Origin of the sequence: Streptomyces canus (assembly GCF_001514145.1) — a bacterium.
GTDB lineage: Bacteria > Actinomycetota > Actinomycetes > Streptomycetales > Streptomycetaceae > Streptomyces > Streptomyces canus.
The window spans coordinates 82,386-99,829 of the sequence record NZ_KQ948663.1 but is presented as its reverse complement, the minus strand read 5'-3'; the positions used below and the strand labels follow the sequence as shown (position 1 = coordinate 99,829).

Below are 17,444 nucleotides of genomic sequence, written 5' to 3'. Positions count from 1 at the left end.
CCCCCGTTGTCTATCGCTTGGAGAGGACGGTCAACTGGCCCTCGTTGATGGTCACTTCACGGCCGCGCAGGATGACCTCGGCACCCGCGCCGGTCGCGATCACCACGGCTTCCTTCGTGATGCGGATGTACGCGCCGCCCTGGGCCTGGAGCAGGATTCCCTGCTCGGCACCGGCGGTGTCGTTGAGCACGAGCTTGTGGGCCGCCGGGGTCTGTACGACGACGGGCTTGTTCGGCGAGTTGGCCTGGAGCTCGCGGCGGGCGTCGGGCGGCAGTTCCTCGGCGGCGCCGTACCAGCAGCCGGTCCACACCGGGAAGCTGGGATCCCCCTGCTCGAACTCCACCCACACGCCCGCGCCGGGCGGCGGCACCACGAACTGCCCCGACTCCGGGCCGGTGAACGGCAGGCAGGGCAGCGCCCAGGTGGACGGCTCGTCGCCGAGGACGTCCGGGACCTCGACGGTGACGCGGCCGATCCGCAGGGGGTCGTCGTTGTTCACGACCCGGCCGCGGAACTTGCCGAGGTAGCGGTTGCTGGGTGCCGCCATGGTGGGGAACTCCTGGTGGGTCTTGGGGCCGGACCGGACCGGACAGGGCCGGACTGGGCCGAAGTCTCAGGGCCGGACGTAGTCGCTGCGGGCTTCGAGGCCCTCGCGCGAGATCGTGAAGTTCTGCTGGAACGAGCCCGGACGCAGGGTGTGCGTCACGGACTTGACGTAGTAGTCGCCGTCGTACGCCCGCCCCGAACCGCGTACGCCGACCAGTTGGCGGGGCTGGAGGATGTAGCCGTGCCGGTTGACGTCCAGCGATCCCGAGCCGGAGACGACGTCGGCGGAGACGGCGGCACGGGCCAGCAACTCGGCCTCGGCCTGCTCGCGTTGCTGCTTGGCCGTGCCGGAGAGCGTCTTGCGCTTGAGGGCCGGGGTGGGCCGTCTGCCGAGCGGCGGACGCAGGGGGCTGATCGCCGGCTGGGGCAGCAGGGTGGACACCCGGGTCCCGGGGTCCTGCCAGCGGGCCTGCGGCTCCTCGCGGGCCGTGCCGTCGTAGGCGAACGTGAGCTGGTCGACCGTGGAGTTGGCGTCCATGTTGACGTTGAGGGCGTGCTGGCGGATGCCGAGGCGGACCTCGGGGCCCCAACGGGCGGAGGACTGACCGGGGTGGGGGCCCGGCTCCAGATAGAAGGTGTAGCCGTTGGCGTTCGCGAGCTCGGTGACGTACTGGAGGTCGGTGCCCGTCTGGTAGTGCACGCGCAGGTCCTGGTGCGGGGGTTGCGCGATCTTCTCGGTGTAGACGTCGGGCCGGATGCCGTAGTCGGAGTAGCGGCGCAGGATGTTCAGGACCCGCTCGGAGGGCGGGAGGTTCGGGTAGCGGGCGGTGCGCTCCTCCAGGTCGAGGAGGAGGGTCAGGTCCTCGCCGGTGACGGTGAGGGTGGAGTGGCCGGGCTGGTTGCTGGTGCCGACCTCCTGCCGGACGATCAGGCCGTCGAAGAGCACGTCGGGGGTGCCCCGGACGCTGACGGTGACGATGATCCGGGTCTTCGGGTCGAAGAACCCCTCGGGCAGGAGCCGCCGGTTGATGAGCCCGTTCTTGGTGAGGTCGAAGGCCAGCTGGAAGCCGCTGCGCTCGCCCGCCGTGGCGGTGATCTGCGCGGACAGCAGCGCCTCGGTGACCTCGGCCGGGACGGGCCGGGCGAGCTTGGGCCCCATGAGGAGCGTGATGTGGACGGGCCCCTGCCCGACGGGGAGTTCAGACACCGCGGTGGCCTCCCCCGGCCTCGGGCAGTTCGATGGTCCGCCCCGCCTCGTCGGTCAACTCGCGTGGATCGAGGACGGGGTTGGCGTCGGCGATACGCCACCACTGGGCGGGGTCGCCGAAGTAGTGCTGCGCGAGGAGGTCGGGCCGCTCGCCTGCGCCGACCGTGTGGTCCTGCGTCTCCTGCTGGTCGAGGGGCGGCAGCAACCGCCGCTTGGTGTACCGGACTTCGGTCCCGTCGGCCTGTCGGTGCACGCCGATCTCGGCGTCGTGGTACCGGCTGGTGCGGGGGTAGGGATGGGCGCCGGGTATCGCGCCCAGGGCGTTCTCGTACGGCTCTGTTCCGGCCATGGTCTGCTTCGTCAGCCCCTTCCGCTCAGTGCGCCGCCGCCCAGTCCCAGCGCGCCGAGACTTCCGCCGCGGGCGGCCGCGGCGAGCCGCTCCTTCTGCGCGAGGTGTGCCATGTAGAGATCGGCTCCGCGGTGCCCCGCGGGCAGGTCGCTGACCGTGAGGATCTTCATCCCGATGCCGAGGGAGGCCCGGATGGGGTTGAGGTTCACGTCGAAGGCGGATTCGTTGACGGACAGCTCGGTCAGCCGCACCGGCATGACCCGCTTGCTCCCCCACGTGAACAGCGTCAGCGGCATCTCGATCGGGCTGATCTCGATGGTCCCCTTCTGCGACAGCCGGCTCGCGGCGCGCAGTTGCTCGGTCGTCGGCTGCACCAGCATTTCGAGCGTGGCGAGTTGCGGGTGGATGCCGTCGGGCGCGGCGATCTCGAACTGGTCGGTGGCGTCGATCTCCGCCGTGAACTTCCAGGACTCCTGCGCGGGGCCCTTGAGCCGCAGCGCCTCGTTCCGGTCCCCGCTCCCCGTCCCCCCACTCCCACCGTCACCACTGTCACCGGCGGACTGGGGGGCGACGGTGCGCTCCAGGGTGTCCGGGTTGAACTGGAGGACGATGACGCGTTGGGGGGTGCCGGTGTCGGGGTTTACCACGACTATGCCGGAGCGGATGGGTTTGGGGATGTCGGCGTAGCGGGTCATGGCTCGATCACCCCGCTCTCCGTCAGCTGCTCCAGTGCCAGCTGTGCCTCCCGCGCCACCTGGGGATCCGGGTCCGTGCGGGCGAGGCGGACCATGGCCTCCTTGAACTCGGGCCAGGCCGTGTAGACCATCGCCCAGACGGCTGCACTGCGCACGGACGCGTCCTCGTGCTCCGAGGAGAAGACCACGTGCGACACGACGGAGTCCTCGGCGCGTAGCGGAGCGCCGGCGCCCAGCCGCAGCAAGGATTTCGCCCAGCCTGCCGGATACACGTGGACGTAGCAGTCGTTGAGCAGGTCTTCCGAAGTCCACGCCGCCAGCGATCCCGCGATGTGTGACAGCGTCTCTTCGGCCTCGTCCGAATCCGCGTTGGCGACGACCATGTAACAGACATCGGCGAATTCGTCCACGATGTAGTGAACCGATCTGCCGTCGCCGGTGTCCCACTTCGCCTCGTAGAAGACGCCTCGCTCAGGGTCCCTGTCGATGTCGCCCAGGAAATCCCATCCCGCACTCTGGGTGAACGAGCGAATGTCTGAGGCATCGACTTGATCTCGCAGGATCAGCCGACGACTTGTCCGATTGAGGTCCGGCAAGGCGAAGCTCCCTCTTCTTACTCATGCATGGCTGAACAAATATGTCAAATATTGTAGATGGCGTGGATTTTCCTTCGAATCATCTCGAAGAGCGCCTGCTTGGGGTCACCCTCGGTCGAGAAGTCGAGGTCCAGCGTGGCCGCCCACCCCTGAAGGAACTTGACCTCGCGGTCCGCCATGGCGTCCCCCTTGCGGGAGTGTTCGAGAGTGCCACGCCCGGCGGCCTCCTCCCAGGCATGCCTCATGTATTCGTCGTCCCATCGGGCAAGTTTCCCGCGTGCCTCCTCCCTTGCCTCGTCAGAGGCGTTCTTGTCGTTCTTGATCCTTCGCGTGTCCTTTCTCTCCTTGGGTGAGACACCGCGGGCGGTGAGGTATTTGGCCTTGCTGATGCGGGTCATCTGCTGAAGCTCCTCCGGTTTCAACCCCTCCTTCTTGCTCAGTGCCGTCAGAAGGTTTGCCGTCGCCGTGGGATTTCCCTTTGCCGCCTTGGCCTGGAGTTCCTTGAAAGCGTAGTGAAGATTCAGCTGCCGGGCCTGTCCCTGTGCACCCTTCGGCGCCAGAGGGAGCTTGTTCACCACTCCGTGCAGGGTGGTCATCCCGAACTTCTTCTGGTCCTCGGTGAATTTACTGGGATCGGTGGCCGCGAGATCATACGCGAGAGCGCGGTACACGAGGTCGCTCTGCGAACGATTCTCTTCGACCGCACCGAGGGTGTGCAGGAACACCCGCTGGCTCTGTGGCACTGCGGGTCCACCCGAATTCTGCCCCCGCAGGTCGCCCAGCATGGCTTGGGCCACGCCCTGCTGCTGGCCCTCCGGCATGTCCTTGAACATGCTCTCGTAGTCGGGGGGAAGCCGCTCTTCCTCGGGCACTCCCGGCTGAGAGACCCTCTGATTCCGGGGGCTGTTGAATCCCTGCTTGAGACCGGCCGTGGCGCCGTCGGACGTACTCAGCTTTATGGCGCTGCCATCGGCGATCACCTTGTCGCGGAGCTTGGCGGCGATGCTGTGGGACTGCGCCGTTTCGCCGAGGTCGAGCTTCTTCCCCTCCGAGTCGAACCCGAGCCCCTTCGCCTTGTCCGCAGTGCTGGACGATGTCTGGACTTCGTCCGCGACGCGCCTGATGAAGTTCAGGAGTTCGTCGCGGTCCAGGGTGACACCGCCGACGGCTACCTGGCTGGGGTTGAGGGCGGCCAGAATATTGAAGCGATGTCCGCCCTGAACGGCAAGCTGGGTCAGACGGTTCCACAGACGCAGACCGGTGAGTACCGCGCTGAGGACGGGACGTCGTACCCCCTTGGAGAGCAGCCGCCGCAGTTGCGGCCGAATCCGCGCCACGATCTTCTGAAGCCGCGCCTCCTTCGACTCCTTAGACTTCTCGTCCTTGCGCCGCCGGTCCTGGTTCCGCCGCTTCTGCTCGTGCTGGCGCCGCTTGTCCTCGCGGAGCCGGTCCTTCTTCCTCCGGAAGAGGTTGCGCAGCTTCGAGGCGCCGTTCTTCAGGGCCTTGCCGACCTTGGTCTTCTTCAGTTTTCGGCCGAGGGTCTTCGCCGCGTTGCCTGCCTTCTTCAGGGCGGACTTGACCGCGCCCTTGGCCTTCGACAGGGCTTTCGCCGCAGGGGACTTGGGCTTCCTGGGCTTGGTCGGCTTGGGGCCCTCGATCTCCTTCTTCTTGGACGGGGCCTGGGACTTGCTGTCCGGAGCCTTGTCCCTGGCGGGCTTCGCGGTGTCCTTCGGCTTCGTCGCCGTCGGCTCCGGCTTCGCCGGTCCCTTCGGCGTGGCCGTGTCCTTCGGCTTCACCGGAGACTTCGGATCCGGCGAGGCCTCACCCTTCGGCCTGCGCGCGGCAGCCGGTGCCGCGATCTTCTGGCGGGCGTTGCGCAGGGCGCCCCGTGCCGAGTTGACCGCTGCTCCCGCCGCCTTCTTCGCGCCGCCGGCGGTCTTCTTCAGGCCTTCCAGGATCTTCTGGGACATGGCCTTCAGCCGCTTGCCGACGCCCTTGGTCGCCGAAGACAGGCGCTGGAGGAGGAAGTTGGTGATGAAGTCCAGGAGGGCGACGACACCGGCCGCGACCGCCTCCGCGAACAAGCATGCCGCGGGGCCCGCCTTCACCGCCTTGAGGTAGGCCCAGAACTTCCCGAACGCCGAGAGGATCGAGCTGACGCTCTGCCAGGCCGCCATCAGGCCCTGGACGATCGTCAGGATCGCCCCCGCGGCGGGGACGATCATCGAGACGACCTTCTCGATGACCAGGGACGCGATCATCATGGGCAGCGACGCGATGATCGCGTCCCACGCCATCTTGCCGATCTGCTTGATCGACACGCAGCCCTTGACCAGCACGTCGATGACGGCCCTGCCGAGCCCGAGGATCCCCTCGACCTTGGTGTCGAACCACTGCTTGACCGCCACCTTGATGGCACCCCAGAGGTGGTCGGTGATGCCGGTCTTGGCCGAGCTGCCCGCCTTGGAGATCCAGCCGCCCGGGTCGGGCGCGATGTCGGCGACCAGGGCAGCGAACTTGCCCAGCGCCTCGATCGCCGCCTGCGCGAACTTGATCGCTCCGACGATCACGGCCTGGTAGGCCTTGATGACCGCCTTCAGGCCCGCCTCAAGGACGGTGAGCAGCGCGTTCAGACCGGCCGCCAGCGCGTCCAGCAACGTGTTGACGGCCTTCTTCAGGCCCTCCGCCAGCTCGTTGACCTTGGCGATGGCCGCGTCCCGCAGCCCCTCGATCGCCTTGCGGAAGCGGTCCCGCAGCTCCGGGAACGCGGCCAGGAGCACGTCCCCGATCGCGATCAGGACGTCGGCGAGCGCGTTGATCGCCTTTACGGCCAGGTCGCGGACGAAGTCGATCGCCGCGTTGGCCCACTCCTTGAACTTGTCGATGATCCCGTTGACCGCGGCCCGGGCGGCCTCGAAGACCTTGGTGACCGCCTCAAGGAGTCCCTTGAAGAAGTCGGCGACCTTGTCGGCGATCCAGCCGAGCAGACCCCCGGAGGGCTTCTCCTCCTGCTTCTTCTTCTCGGCCTCCTTCTCGGCGTTCTCGCGCTCGGTGTCGATCTGCGCGTTGTCCTTGTCCTTGCGCTCGGCGACCTCTTTGTCCTTGTCGTCGCGCGCCTTGACGATCTCCTTGTTGCTCTTGCCGTGCTCGTCCTCGGACTTGCGGTCCGCGTCCTCGATCTTCTTGTCCTGCTCGGCCCGCCAGTCCGTGCGCTGCCGCTGTGTCTCCTGGGCGACCCGGCCGCGTTCGGCGGTCTGCTGCGCGGTGTTGCGCTCGACCTCGCGGTCGATCTCGGTCTGCTTCTCCTGCTTGGCCTGCTGTTCGCCCTGCTGGTGTTCCTTCTCCTTGGAACCGAGGTCGCTCTGCGCCGTGCCGGAGGCGCCGACGATCTCGCTGCCCTTCTCCTGCTTGGCGACCGCGCCGACTCCGGCCTTCGCGGCCGGGGTCGGCTCCAGTCCGCCGCCCTTGCCGCGGTCACCGCCCGAGGCCTTGCCGGTCAACTGCTCCCGGGGAGCGTTGGGGAAGATCTGGTCCTCGCCCAGCGGCTTGGCCGCGTCCTCGCGCCCGGTCGCCTGGAGGTCGGACTGCTTGTCCTTGAGCGCCCCGGCCTGGTCGTCGGTGCGGGTGGGGTCGCTCGCGCCCTCCAGCCGGATCTTCGGTGCGGGGCCGACCGTCTTGTTCTCCAGGACCGGGTCCGTGGTGGGAATGGCGTCGGCCGCGGCCTCGACGTTGGCGGCCTCGGCCTCGCTGAGCCCCTTGTCGGGCACGGCGGGGGGCGGCGGCGGAGGCACATTCTCGGCGGGCTGCCGGCCCTCGGCCTTCTCCCCGCCCTTGGCCTTCTGCTTCTCGGCCTGGTCCTCCGGACCGAGCTTCTCCACCTTCCCGGTGACCTGCGCCGCCGCCGGGGCCGCCTCGGGCGGCCCCGAACGCGTCTCGGGCGCGCCGGAGGGACGTTCCTTCGTGGGCGGCGCGGCGTCGAGCCGCTGCTGCTCCTCGCCGATCTTCTTGTCCGCGGCCTTGTCCACCCCGGGCATGGCGGCGGCCGCCTGGTCGGGCGCCAGCTTGCCGACGGTCTGTACGGCCGCCTTGGGGTCCTGTCCCGAGACGTCCGGCGGCTCCGGCTGCTTCTCCTCGGCGGCACCCTCGCCGCCACCGCCGCCACAACTCCCCTGCCCGCCCTCGTCCTTCTCGGGTGCGGGCGCGGGCGGTGCGCAGCCGCCGCCGTCCTTCTCCAGGGACGCCTCGGGCCGGGGCGCGGCGGCTTCCGCAGTCTGCCCGGGCGTGTCGGTCTGCTCGGCGGCCGGGCTCACCGCCGCCTGCGCGACGGAGGGCGCCGCACCGGGTCCGGCAGCGGTCGTCGGCCCGGTCTTCTGGGCGGTCCCGACGGGTCCACGCGGTGCGGCACCGGGCCCGCTCTCCTTGGGCACCCGGCTCTTGGCCTGCGGGGCCTCGCGCTCGGACCTGGGCGGTTCGGCGCCGCGCCGGGCGGCGGGCGAGGGATCGCGGTCCTCGACCGGCGTCTTCGGCGTCTGCGCCCCGGCCGGCTTCGCTACGGCGGCCACGACCGGGGCGGGGGCGGCGGGCCCCGGTGCCCGGACGGCCGACTGCGGTGGTACGGCCGTACGATCCCGCTGCTCACGCGCGTCGTCCTGCGCGTCCTTGGCGTCCGGCTCCGCGTCGTCCTTGTCGGCTTCACCGGACTCGGAGTCGTCCCTGGCCTGCTCCTTCTCCTGCTGCTGCGCGGGGTCGGGCTTCTCGGCCTCGGGCTCGGGGCGCTCCTTGTCCTGGGCCGCGAGGTCCGGGCCGACCTCCTGGTCGAGCGGCTTCTCGGTCTCCTGGAGGTCCTTGGTGCCGCGGTCCTGGTTCTGGACGGCGGGCCCGTTCTCGGGCTGCGGGGCCTCGCCCTCGACGGGACCCTCGTCCTGGCCCGGGGCCTTGGGCTCGGGTGCGGCGGCCTCCTCGTCCTGATCGCGTTCCCGGTTCTCCCGCTCCTGCTCGATCTTCTCGGCCTTGGTCGGTGGCGGGGTGGGGAAGGAGGGCGGAGACGGCTCGGGGGCGCCGGGTTCGAGGCCGTCCGCGGTCGGTACGGCGGACAGGTCGAGGTCGCTCTCGGGGAGGTGGTCCTCGGGCTTGATCTCGGGTTCGCGCTCGGCACCCGGAGCCTTGGCGTCGTCGTCGCCGCCCGAGACCTCGTTGTCGGCGCCCGCTTCGAGACCGAGCGGCCGCTCCTCCTCACGGGGTTCGGTCTCGGCGCCGCCGTCCTCGTCCTTCTCGTTCAGCCCGTGCTCGGACAGCGCCGAGTCGGGCAGTTCGGCCCGCTCGTCGACCTTCTCCGGGCGTACGGGGCCGGGCTGGGCCTTCTGCTTCGGGTCCGGCTCCTCGCGCTTGGAGCCTGCGCCGGGCTGGGTCTGGTCGTCCCGGCGCTTGCGCTTGTCGGCGCCCGGCTCGGAAGCCTGCTTCGGGTCCGCCTCCTCGCGCTCGCGCTGCTCCTTGCGCTCCTCCTTGGCCTGGTCGGTGCGTTCGCGGTCGGCGGAGGCCTGTTCGTCCTGCTGCTGCTGTTCCTCGCGGGCCTGTCGGCGGGAGGCGTTGCGCTCGTCCTCCTGCTCGGTGCGCTGTGCGGACTCCTGGTCCTCGGTGGCGGCGTCCGCCCGCGCCCGGCTGCGGTCGCCACCGGTTTTCTCGTCGCGGGCCCTGCTCTCCTGCCGCTCCTCGCGCTCGTCGGCGGCGCGTCGGTCGGCGGACCCGCGGTCGGACTCCTGCTTCTTCTGCCACCGGGTGCGTTCGACACCGAGCTCTTCGAAGAGGTCGATCTCGGGCAACGGCACGTCAGCGGGCTGGAGTTCGACCGGCCCGGGGCGGGCCTGATCGGCGAGGTCCAGGAGGCGGTCGTACTCGGGTGTCAGCAGCCGGTTCTCCAGCCGCTCCACGACCGCGTCCTCCAACTGCTCGGACATGCGGGTGAGTTGGAGGCGGACGCGGCCGGAGGCGTCGGTGGGGTCGCCGCGCAGGCTGCGCAGCACGTTGCCCGCGAGCCTGTCCACGAGGGTCGCGGGGTCGACGGCCTCGGCGCGCATCCGGTCGGCGTCGACGGTGGTGTACCGCAGCCAGCCGGGGGTGGCCTGGCCCTCCTCGACCTGCGGGGCGGGCTCCTCCCGCGAGGTCGCCTGTACGGCGGCCTCGGCCTCCCGTTCGATGGCCTGCTGCGGCAGGCTGACGGCGCCCAGCTCACGGCCGGCCCGCAGCGCGCCGAGGCCGTGCGCGTTCTGCACGGTGTGCTGGAGCTCGTGGGTGAGCAGGCGGCGGCCCTCGTCCGTGCCCGGCTTGAAGGCACCCTCGCGGAAGAAGACGTCCTGGCCGACGGCGACCGCGTCCGCGCCGAGCAGCTCGGTCAGCTGCCCGGCGTCCCGGCCGGTGTGCAGCCGGACCCGGCTCAGGTCGTGCCCGAGCTGCTCCTCCAACTCCCGCCGTACGCCGGGGTCGAGAGGCTGTCCGGCGCCGCTGACGATGTTCTTCGGGTCGGGCGTACGGGACTTGGCGCCACGCTCCTTGCGCTTACGGCGGCGCTGCTCGGCGGTCTGTTCCGCGCCGGCGTCCTGGGTCCGGGAGCTCATCGGCTCACCTCCCCGTGTCCGCTCAGTCCCTCGTGGACGGCCCGCGCCAGCTCCTGGCCGAGGCGTCGCGCGGAGAGGCCCGCGGGCAGGGGCGGCAGCCCGGACAGGGCGTCGACGGCCAGCGGCCCGTGCGCCGCCAACGGCACCCCGTGCAGCCGTACGAGACGGGTCAGTTCGTGCTCGAAGGCGGCCGAGACGCGCTCCGGGTCGGCCCGGAAGCCGTCCAGCACCAACTCCCCTATCTCGACGCGGAACTTCGAAGGCTCACCGATAGGACTCACACCCATCCGCGCACCTCCGTGGGCGTCAGCGAGCGCTCCAGCTTCAGGTACTCGGTGCGGGCCGCAGCGAGCATGTGCCGCATCTGGAGCCGGTCGCCCTCCTCGGCGGCGAGGAAGGCGCCGGACAGGGCGATGTTGCGGATCGAGCCGCCGGCGACGGTGAGCTGGGCGAGCAGCGAAGGGTCGACGTCCTTCACCGGTGCCTGTGGCGGCAGCACGCGGCGCCAGATCTCGGCGCGTTCGTCCTCGGCCGGGAAGGGGAAGTCGACGACGAAGCGGATGCGCCGCAGGAACGCCGTGTCGAGGGCGTTCTTCATGTTGGTGGTGAGGACAGCGAGGCCCCGGTAGGCCTCCATGCGCATGAGCAGGTAGCTGACTTCGAGGTTGGCGTACCGGTCGTGGCTGTCCTTGACCTCGCTGCGCTTGCCGAAGAGGGCGTCGGCCTCGTCGAACAGGAGCAGAGCGCCGCCGCGTTCGGCGGCGTCGAAGACGCGGCGGAGGTTCTTCTCCGTCTCGCCGATGTACTTGCTGACGACCTGGGAGAGGTCGATGACGAACAGGTCGAGGCCGAGTTCCTTCGCCATGACCTCGGCGGCGAGGGTCTTTCCGGTGCCGGAGCCGCCCGCGAACATGGCGGTGACGCCGAGACCGCGGCGCAGGGTGGCGCCGAAGCCCCACTCCTGGTGGACGGTCGCCCGCTGCCGTACGTGCGCGACGATCTCCCGCAGCACGCCGGTCTGCCGTTCGTGCAGCACCAGGTCGTCCCAGCCGGCCTGCGGCCCGATGCGGCGGCCGAGCTCGTCCATGCCGATCCGGGCCTCGTCGAGCCCGGCCCGCCAGGCGAGTTCGGCGGCATCCAGCTCGTCCTCGTGCGGGAGCCGGCGTCGTACGGTGGCCGCGGCGGAGCGCACGACGTGCGGCGGCAGCTGGAACTGGGCGACGAGCGACCGCAGTTCGCCCACATCCAGATCGATCTCCTCGAACGCGCCCGCCCACAGGCCGAGTTGCTCCTCGTCGTCCAGGCGCGGCACGGTGACCCGGGCCCCATAGGTCCGCTCCGAGCGCAGCGGGTCCTCGCTCGACACCACCACCGGTACGGCGGCTCCGGCCAGGAAGGCCTCGGTCGCCGCCCGCTGGTCGCGGTCCAGTTCGCCGGCCTCGACGAGCAGCGCGGCGGGCAGCAGGATCGCCTCGCGCTGCCACAGGCGGGAGAGCCGGTCGCGCTCCGCGGGGTCGGTCGGCACGTCCTCGGCGCTCATCGAGTAGAGCCCGAGCCCCGAGCGGGCGGCCGCGGCGGCGCCGAGGTCGGCCCGGCTGCGCAGGTCGCCGCCGGTCACCTCGACCAGTGCCCCGTTCGTCCAGCCCTCGGCGAGCCGGTTCGCGGCCAGGTCGTACGAGGGCGTCAGCGCCTCCGGCACCGGGGTGCGGCGGAGCTGCCCGTGCAGCCGGGCGTCCAGGTAGGGCGAGCCCAGCAGGAAGTGCAGGATCCGCTCGTCCAGCCGCAGCCGGGTGGTCGTCAGCCCCGCCGCGTCGTCCAGTTCGACGATCCGCCAGCGCCTGAGCGGGGCGATGGGCGTGAGCGCGCTCCAGTGCGGTTCCGCGAGGGCGGCGAGGGCGAGGGAGAAGGTCGGGAAGGCCCGCTCCGGGTCACCGCAGGCGGCGGCACAGCGAGCGGCCGTCGTGGGCTCCAACTCTATTGCGGCGGTGAGGAGTACGAGGTCCCGCTCGAAGGGGGTGAGGCTGAAGCAGGCAGTGAGGGCGTCGAGAGGGGCGGCCCCGGGGCCTGGTGCGAGTTCGGTTCCGGGGGCACGGCCGCTCCCCTCCGTGACGCGCGCCGCATGCGCGTCGACACGGGCCAGGACACGCCGGATCTCCGCGGTCAGCGTCGAACTGCCCGGATCCGCCTGCGCCGCACTCTGTTCGTACGTCCCCATGTCCTCACCTGCCCCCGTCGTCTCCATGCCGTGTCACTCCTGCGCGGGCTTGGCGGCCCGGGGCGCTGCCTTGCGCGGACGCGCCGGGGTCTTGGCCGGGGTTTTCGCGACCGTCTTCGCCGGGGCCTTCGCCGCCTTCTTGGCCGGCGTCGCGGCGGGCGGGTCCGCCTTCTCGTGCACAACTTCCGCGGAAGCGGCTTCACTTGACGCTGCGTCATCCTTGGGCTCAGCTCCCGGCGGGACCGGCGCACCAGGCGCGCCGAATGGCAGCACCCGTACTTCGCGCCGCTCCACCGGCCTGCCCGGCACCGGGCTCTCCCGGCCGTCGATGAGGACGAGCGCCGCCTGGTAGACCACGGACAGCGCGTAGGGCGTCTGGTAGAGCATCCCCCACAGCTTCGACGTCTCGTCGACGTCCATCACCGTCGGCGTGAACCGCACCCGCTGCGCCGCCTCGACGAGGTCGCTGCCCGCCAGGTACGGCCGCTCACCGGCCTGTTCGACGACGTCCTTCGGCAGGATCGGGATCTCGTGGAGCGTGCGCACCACGGAGCCGATCAGCCGCTGCCCGACCAGTTCCCTCTCGTCGCCGTACGCGCTGATCAGGTAGTGCAGATCGAGCGCCGCAGCGGGCCGTTTGACCAGCGTGCCGTCGGCCGCGCGGGTCGGCAGATCGTTGTTGCGCTGCGAGGTGTTGGGCGTGACCTGGTAGAGGAACACCGAGACCGTCGGCTGCTCCAGCTGCGGATCGGCCGGCGGCTTGCGCGGCTCGACCTTGACGGCCTCGCCGAACTCCGGCCCGACGTTGTTCTCGATCAACAGGGCGAGGGCCTGGGTGACATGGGCGATGGCCAGTGCGTTGCTCATGACGTCAGTTCCTCGGTTCTCTCGTCGTACCGCTCACTCGCGCCCCCGTGCCAGGTAGTCGGCCAGGCTCACGGTCGCTCCGGGGCGCTGCGCGGCGCCCCGGCGTGGGCCCTTCTCCGGTACTCCGGGGGCCGCGGTCACCTCCAGGCGTCCGATCTGCACCTGGACGACCTGCTCGGCGGCCCGGCCCGGACGCCGTGCCGCGGCCTGCCGTACGGAGTCCCGGGCCGCCGTCGTGTCGGCGGTACCGGGCCGCGGCGCCACGGCCACGACGGCCGGGGCGGTGTCCATGCCCGGGCGAACGGTCCCGGTCGCCGTGGTCCGCAACGGCTCCGCCCGTCCACGGCCCGGCGCGCGCCGCACGGCGTCCGGCAGCGGCTGCGGCGCCACGGGGACGGCGGGCCGCAGCAGCGGCGGCTCGGTGCGGGCCGCCGCCTCCGACGGACGCGGGGTCGGCTGCTCCGGCGCCCGTGTCTCCCGTACGACGGTCCGCTCCCGTTCGGTGTGCGTGCGCGTCGGCGCGATGGCCGGACGGGGCGCCTGTGCCGGCGGTGAGGCCGAAGGCGTGGCCGAGGGCCACAGCAGTGTGTCCTCGTCGGGGGCCGCCGTGGCGGCCCGGACCGCCTCGATCCGCTCGAAGGGTCCGGGCAGCCGTGGCCGTACGCGCATCGCCGCCGGTCCGGGTGCCGTGTGCCGGGCGATCAGCCGGTCGAGAAAGTCGGGCCCCTCGTGGGCCGGGGAGTCAGACATCCGCGCACAGCTCCAGGTAGTAGCGGCGCCGCGTGGGGCTGAGCGCCAGGATCTCCGGCTCGCTCCAGCCGTAGGCGGTGGCGAGCAGATGGACGTCGAGCAGTACGTCCCGGGCCCAGGAGTCCAGTTCGGTCCACAGGTAGGAGGCGATGTCGAGTTCGGCCCGGGTGGCCTGCCCGCACTCCGGGCAGGCCACGTTGAGCGTCAGATCGGCGCCCGGGTCGGCCGCCTCGACCGCCTCGGCGATCCTGTGCTGGACGGCGGCGGGCAGGTCGGCTCCGGACACGGCGGCCCCGTCGCGCACCGCCGAGACCAGACACCGGGCGAGCAGCGCCGCACGCGGGTCACCGGAGCGGGCCGCCGCCGCGAGGTCACCGACTCCGGGCAGCCTGAACTCGACGTCCCAGCCGTCCTGCCGGACCCGGACGACGGAACCGGGGCCGGCCGCCGAGGAGTCACCGGCGCCGGGGGCGGAACCATCAGGTCCGCCCGCGAACCCGTCGCTCTCCGCGGCGCTGTCGACCGCGGCCACGGAGGCGGCGATCCCGTCCGCGACATCACCGGACCCGGCGGCCATGCCGTCGCCGCCGGCCGAGGACCCGAATGCCCCGCCCGTCCGCCCGCCCAGTGACCGCGCCAGCTCCCCCGCGTCCAGGTCGAACTCCATGTCCGCCCCGCACGCGGCGCACTCCAGCCGTACCTGCATCCGCTCGCCGAACAGTGCCCGGCGCAGCGCGAACAGGTCCGCCTCGCGCTCGCCCACCGGCAGGACCGGCAGCCGCCCCGCCGCCACGTCCGGCCGTGCCGTGCGGTGCAGCAGCAGTGCCCGCCCGGTCGCCGGCTCGCCGAGCCCCGCCTCCCAGGCGGCCAGCAGCTCGGCCGCCCCGGTGATCGCCATCTCCGCCCCCGATTCCAGCACCTTCCGTCAGTTCACGCCGGGTTGAGGAACGAGGGCTCCTCCGGCTCAGGTACCTCGTAGTCCCGCTCCCAGCCCTCGCACTCGAGCTTCAGCGACTGGATGGCCACCGCGTTGGCGTTGGCGTCCAGCTCGCCGAGGACCTGGTACTCGCTGGGCCAGGTCCGGTAGAGCTTGTGCGAGACGGCGACCTGTCCGGCCTCGTTGAGGACCTGGACGACGATGTCCTTGCGGAAGTCGGCGAGGGAGACCTCCGAGCCGAGACCTGCGCCGACCTGCCAGACCTTGTTGGCCCAGCGGTCGAACTCGGGGTCGTGGGTGACCCCGCGCTCCAGGGTGATGCCCTCGAACTCGGAGCGGCCCGGCGACTTGCGCGGGGAGGAGGGGTCGCCGCCGTGCCGGTGCTTGACGACCTCGGTGGTCCGCTTCAGCGGACTGATCTTGCTGATGCCGGCGACCGTCCGACCGTCCCACAGCACAAGGAACTTGAAGTTCTTGTAGGGGTCGAATCGATGCGCGTTGACCGTGAACTCAGCCATCGGATTCCTTCAGCTCTCCATGATTCAAGGGCCGCTAGAGCGCGAACTGCCCCGACGTCTGCTGGATCTTGACGACGACGAACTCGGCCGGCCTGACCGGCGCGATGCCCACCAGGACGTTGACGACGCCGTTCTCGACGTCCTCGGCGGTGGTGGTCTCGCTGTCGCACTTGACGAAGTACGCCTCGCGCGGGGTGCTGCCCTTGAAGGCGCCCTGGCGGAAGAGGGTGTGCAGGTACGAGGAGGCGGACAGCCGGATCTGCTGCCACAGGCTCTCGTCGTTGGGCTCGAACACGACCCACTGGAGGCCGCGTTGGAGGCTCTCCTCGACATGCAGCGCGAGCCGCCTGACCGGTACGTACTTCCACGCGCTGTCGAGGGCGTCGGATCCCTCCAGGGTGCGCGCGCCCCACACCAGCGGGCCGGTGACGGGGAAGGTGCGCAGGCAGTTGACGCCGAGCGGGTTGAGTAGCCCGGTCTCACGGTCCGTCAGGTCGACGGCGAGCGAGCGCACTCCGACGAGCTGCGCCTCCGTGCCGGCCGGCGCCTTCCACACGCCGCGCTCGGAGTCGGTGCGCGCGATGACGCCCGCGACCGCGCCGGAGGGCGGGAAGGACCGCAGCCGCCCGGTGAGCGGGTCGGTGAGCTGGAGGTGCGGGAAGTACAGGCCGGCGTGGTTGCCGCGGACGGCGTCGAAGGCGGCGAGCCCGGCCCGCGCGGTGTCGACGCTCACCCAGGTGCTGGGCGCGTCGACCAGCAGGAAGAACCGCCGCTCCTCGGCGAGCCGCTGGGCCGCCGAGACGACGGTGAGGACGTCCTCGGTGTTCTCGTAGGCCGCGAGCTCCGGCAGGGCCAGCAGGTTGACGTCGGCCACCCCGCGCAGGGCCTGGATGCCGGTCTTGTCTGTCTCGGAGCCGATGAGATCGCGCGGGCCCGGCGCCTCGCCGTCCTCGCCGCCTTCCAGCGGGAAGACCGGCGAGTTGACGGAGGCCTCCAGGCCCAGGTCGTTGGCGCACTCGCCGAGGAAGCGGACCACGTCGTCGGGGTCGGTGGACCCGGCGACGACCTGCAACCGCCGCCCGAAGGCGATGACTTCGACACCCGCGAAGGCGTGCTTGCCGGGCGCGTCTGGCAGTGCCCGCAGCTTGCGCTCCAGCAGGAGCGCCAACTCGGCCACGGACGAAGGGGCTTCGCCGTCGCAGTCCGGGTCGTGGAGTGTGAACTCCCGCTCGACGTCACCAATTTTCACCGTCAGGTCGACGGCCAGGTCCGGCAGTTCGTGCCCGAAGGGCTTGGAGACGGTGCCCGAAGGGTCGGGGCGGCCCTCGCCGACGGCCTCGACGCGGATCAGCCGCGAGCCGGCGTTGATCACGGTCGGCGCGTACCGGCCACCCGTCTCGTCCATGGACAGACCGGTGAAGCTCTCGCGGGCGTCGCCCTTGGCGTCGTAGACCCGCAGGTTGAAGGTCTCGTCGGGGCGGGGGGTGTCGTAGTCCACGGCGACGCGCAGGCCGTTGCCCCACCCGCCGGGTTCCTTGGCGTGGACTTCGAGGACGCGGCTCTCGCTGTGGCCCTCGGTGGACTCGAGGGCCACGCGGGCGGCCTTGCCGCTGCCGGACTTGGCGACCCGGACGATGACGGCGACGGAGCCGCCGTTGCCGAAGAACTGGTGGACCGCGTAGGCGAGGGCGCTCTGCGAGCTCAAGCCCCCGAAGCGGCGCTCGAACTCGGAGAACCCGGTGACTCGTACAGGCTCGTTGAGCGGACCGCGCCGGGTGTGTCCCACGAAGGCGGTCACCGACGTGGTCACGGCGGAGATGGTGCGGGTGCTGCTGGGAAGCTCTTCGACTTGGACGCCGGGATACGTCGGCCTGGCGGCGCTCATTGCATTCGTCGGCATTCCCCCTCCAATCCCTTTTCGGGCACCGATCGACGGGCACCAAGAGACGGAAGAGGGAGGGTTCGGCGCGGCACGCGGCGGTCTCCGGCGCGCGAAGGCGCGTCGGTCCACGGAACCGCATCAGTTTTCCCCCGTCAGCACCCGGACGGACGGCCGTCCGGGTCAAGCACGCACGCTTGTGACTCCTGATGCTCAAGTGCTCAACCCACCGTGGAGGGTCGGGAGTTGACCCTGCAAGGCGGGTTCACGCCAG

Annotated in this window: 13 protein-coding genes; all 13 read right to left on the bottom strand. The window is 71.1% G+C overall.

Features of this window, described 5'->3' with window-relative positions; all coding sequences use genetic code 11:
• Window positions 1-10: 10 nt before the first annotated feature.
• Window positions 11-547, bottom strand: coding sequence for a phage baseplate assembly protein V (locus AQJ46_RS25270; protein ID WP_057614375.1), 537 nt, complete (start codon window positions 545-547; stop codon window positions 11-13).
• A gap of 66 nt (window positions 548-613) precedes the next feature.
• On the bottom strand, window positions 614-1,753 hold the full coding sequence (locus AQJ46_RS25265) for a hypothetical protein (protein WP_059207801.1): 1,140 nt from the start codon (window positions 1,751-1,753) through the stop codon (window positions 614-616).
• A complete protein-coding gene (locus tag AQJ46_RS25260) occupies window positions 1,746-2,102 on the bottom strand; it encodes a hypothetical protein (protein WP_057614377.1) in 357 nt (118 codons plus the stop codon). Before AQJ46_RS25260 ends, AQJ46_RS25265 begins: the two co-directional genes overlap by 8 nt.
• A gap of 11 nt (window positions 2,103-2,113) precedes the next feature.
• The gene (locus AQJ46_RS25255; RefSeq protein ID WP_059207800.1) at window positions 2,114-2,797 is read right to left on the bottom strand and encodes a hypothetical protein; all 684 of its coding nucleotides are present in this window, start codon (window positions 2,795-2,797) and stop codon (window positions 2,114-2,116) included.
• The gene (locus AQJ46_RS25250; protein ID WP_059207799.1) at window positions 2,794-3,393 is read right to left on the bottom strand and encodes a HEAT repeat domain-containing protein; all 600 of its coding nucleotides are present in this window, start codon (window positions 3,391-3,393) and stop codon (window positions 2,794-2,796) included. The genes AQJ46_RS25255 and AQJ46_RS25250 overlap by 4 nt, the downstream gene beginning before the upstream one ends.
• A 44-nt stretch (window positions 3,394-3,437) precedes the next feature.
• On the bottom strand, window positions 3,438-10,004 hold the full coding sequence (locus AQJ46_RS25245; protein WP_225887395.1) for an eCIS core domain-containing protein: 6,567 nt from the start codon (window positions 10,002-10,004) through the stop codon (window positions 3,438-3,440).
• A complete protein-coding gene (locus AQJ46_RS25240) occupies window positions 10,001-10,291 on the bottom strand; it encodes a hypothetical protein (RefSeq protein WP_059207798.1) in 291 nt (96 codons plus the stop codon). Before AQJ46_RS25240 ends, AQJ46_RS25245 begins: the two co-directional genes overlap by 4 nt.
• On the bottom strand, window positions 10,282-12,219 hold the full coding sequence (locus tag AQJ46_RS25235) for an ATP-binding protein (RefSeq protein ID WP_059208040.1): 1,938 nt from the start codon (window positions 12,217-12,219) through the stop codon (window positions 10,282-10,284). Before AQJ46_RS25235 ends, AQJ46_RS25240 begins: the two co-directional genes overlap by 10 nt.
• A 33-nt stretch (window positions 12,220-12,252) precedes the next feature.
• Window positions 12,253-13,086 carry a DUF4255 domain-containing protein gene (locus AQJ46_RS25230; RefSeq protein ID WP_059207797.1) on the bottom strand — a complete coding sequence of 278 codons (834 nt, stop codon included), beginning with the start codon at window positions 13,084-13,086 and terminating at the stop codon, window positions 12,253-12,255.
• A 33-nt stretch (window positions 13,087-13,119) separates the two neighbouring features.
• Complete coding sequence (locus AQJ46_RS25225; RefSeq protein WP_059207796.1) at window positions 13,120-13,836, bottom strand: hypothetical protein; 717 nt, start codon at window positions 13,834-13,836, stop codon at window positions 13,120-13,122.
• Window positions 13,829-14,734: a hypothetical protein gene (locus AQJ46_RS25220; RefSeq protein ID WP_059207795.1), complete on the bottom strand. Its 906-nt coding sequence runs from the start codon at window positions 14,732-14,734 to the stop codon at window positions 13,829-13,831. Before AQJ46_RS25220 ends, AQJ46_RS25225 begins: the two co-directional genes overlap by 8 nt.
• Before the next feature lie 32 nt (window positions 14,735-14,766).
• Entirely contained in the window at window positions 14,767-15,291 is a 525-nt protein-coding gene (locus AQJ46_RS25215; protein ID WP_057614384.1) for a phage tail protein, read from the bottom strand.
• A gap of 34 nt (window positions 15,292-15,325) precedes the next feature.
• Window positions 15,326-17,191, bottom strand: a complete 1,866-nt coding sequence (locus AQJ46_RS25210; RefSeq protein WP_059207794.1) for a phage tail sheath subtilisin-like domain-containing protein — start codon at window positions 17,189-17,191, stop codon at window positions 15,326-15,328.
• Window positions 17,192-17,444: the final 253 nt, after the last annotated feature.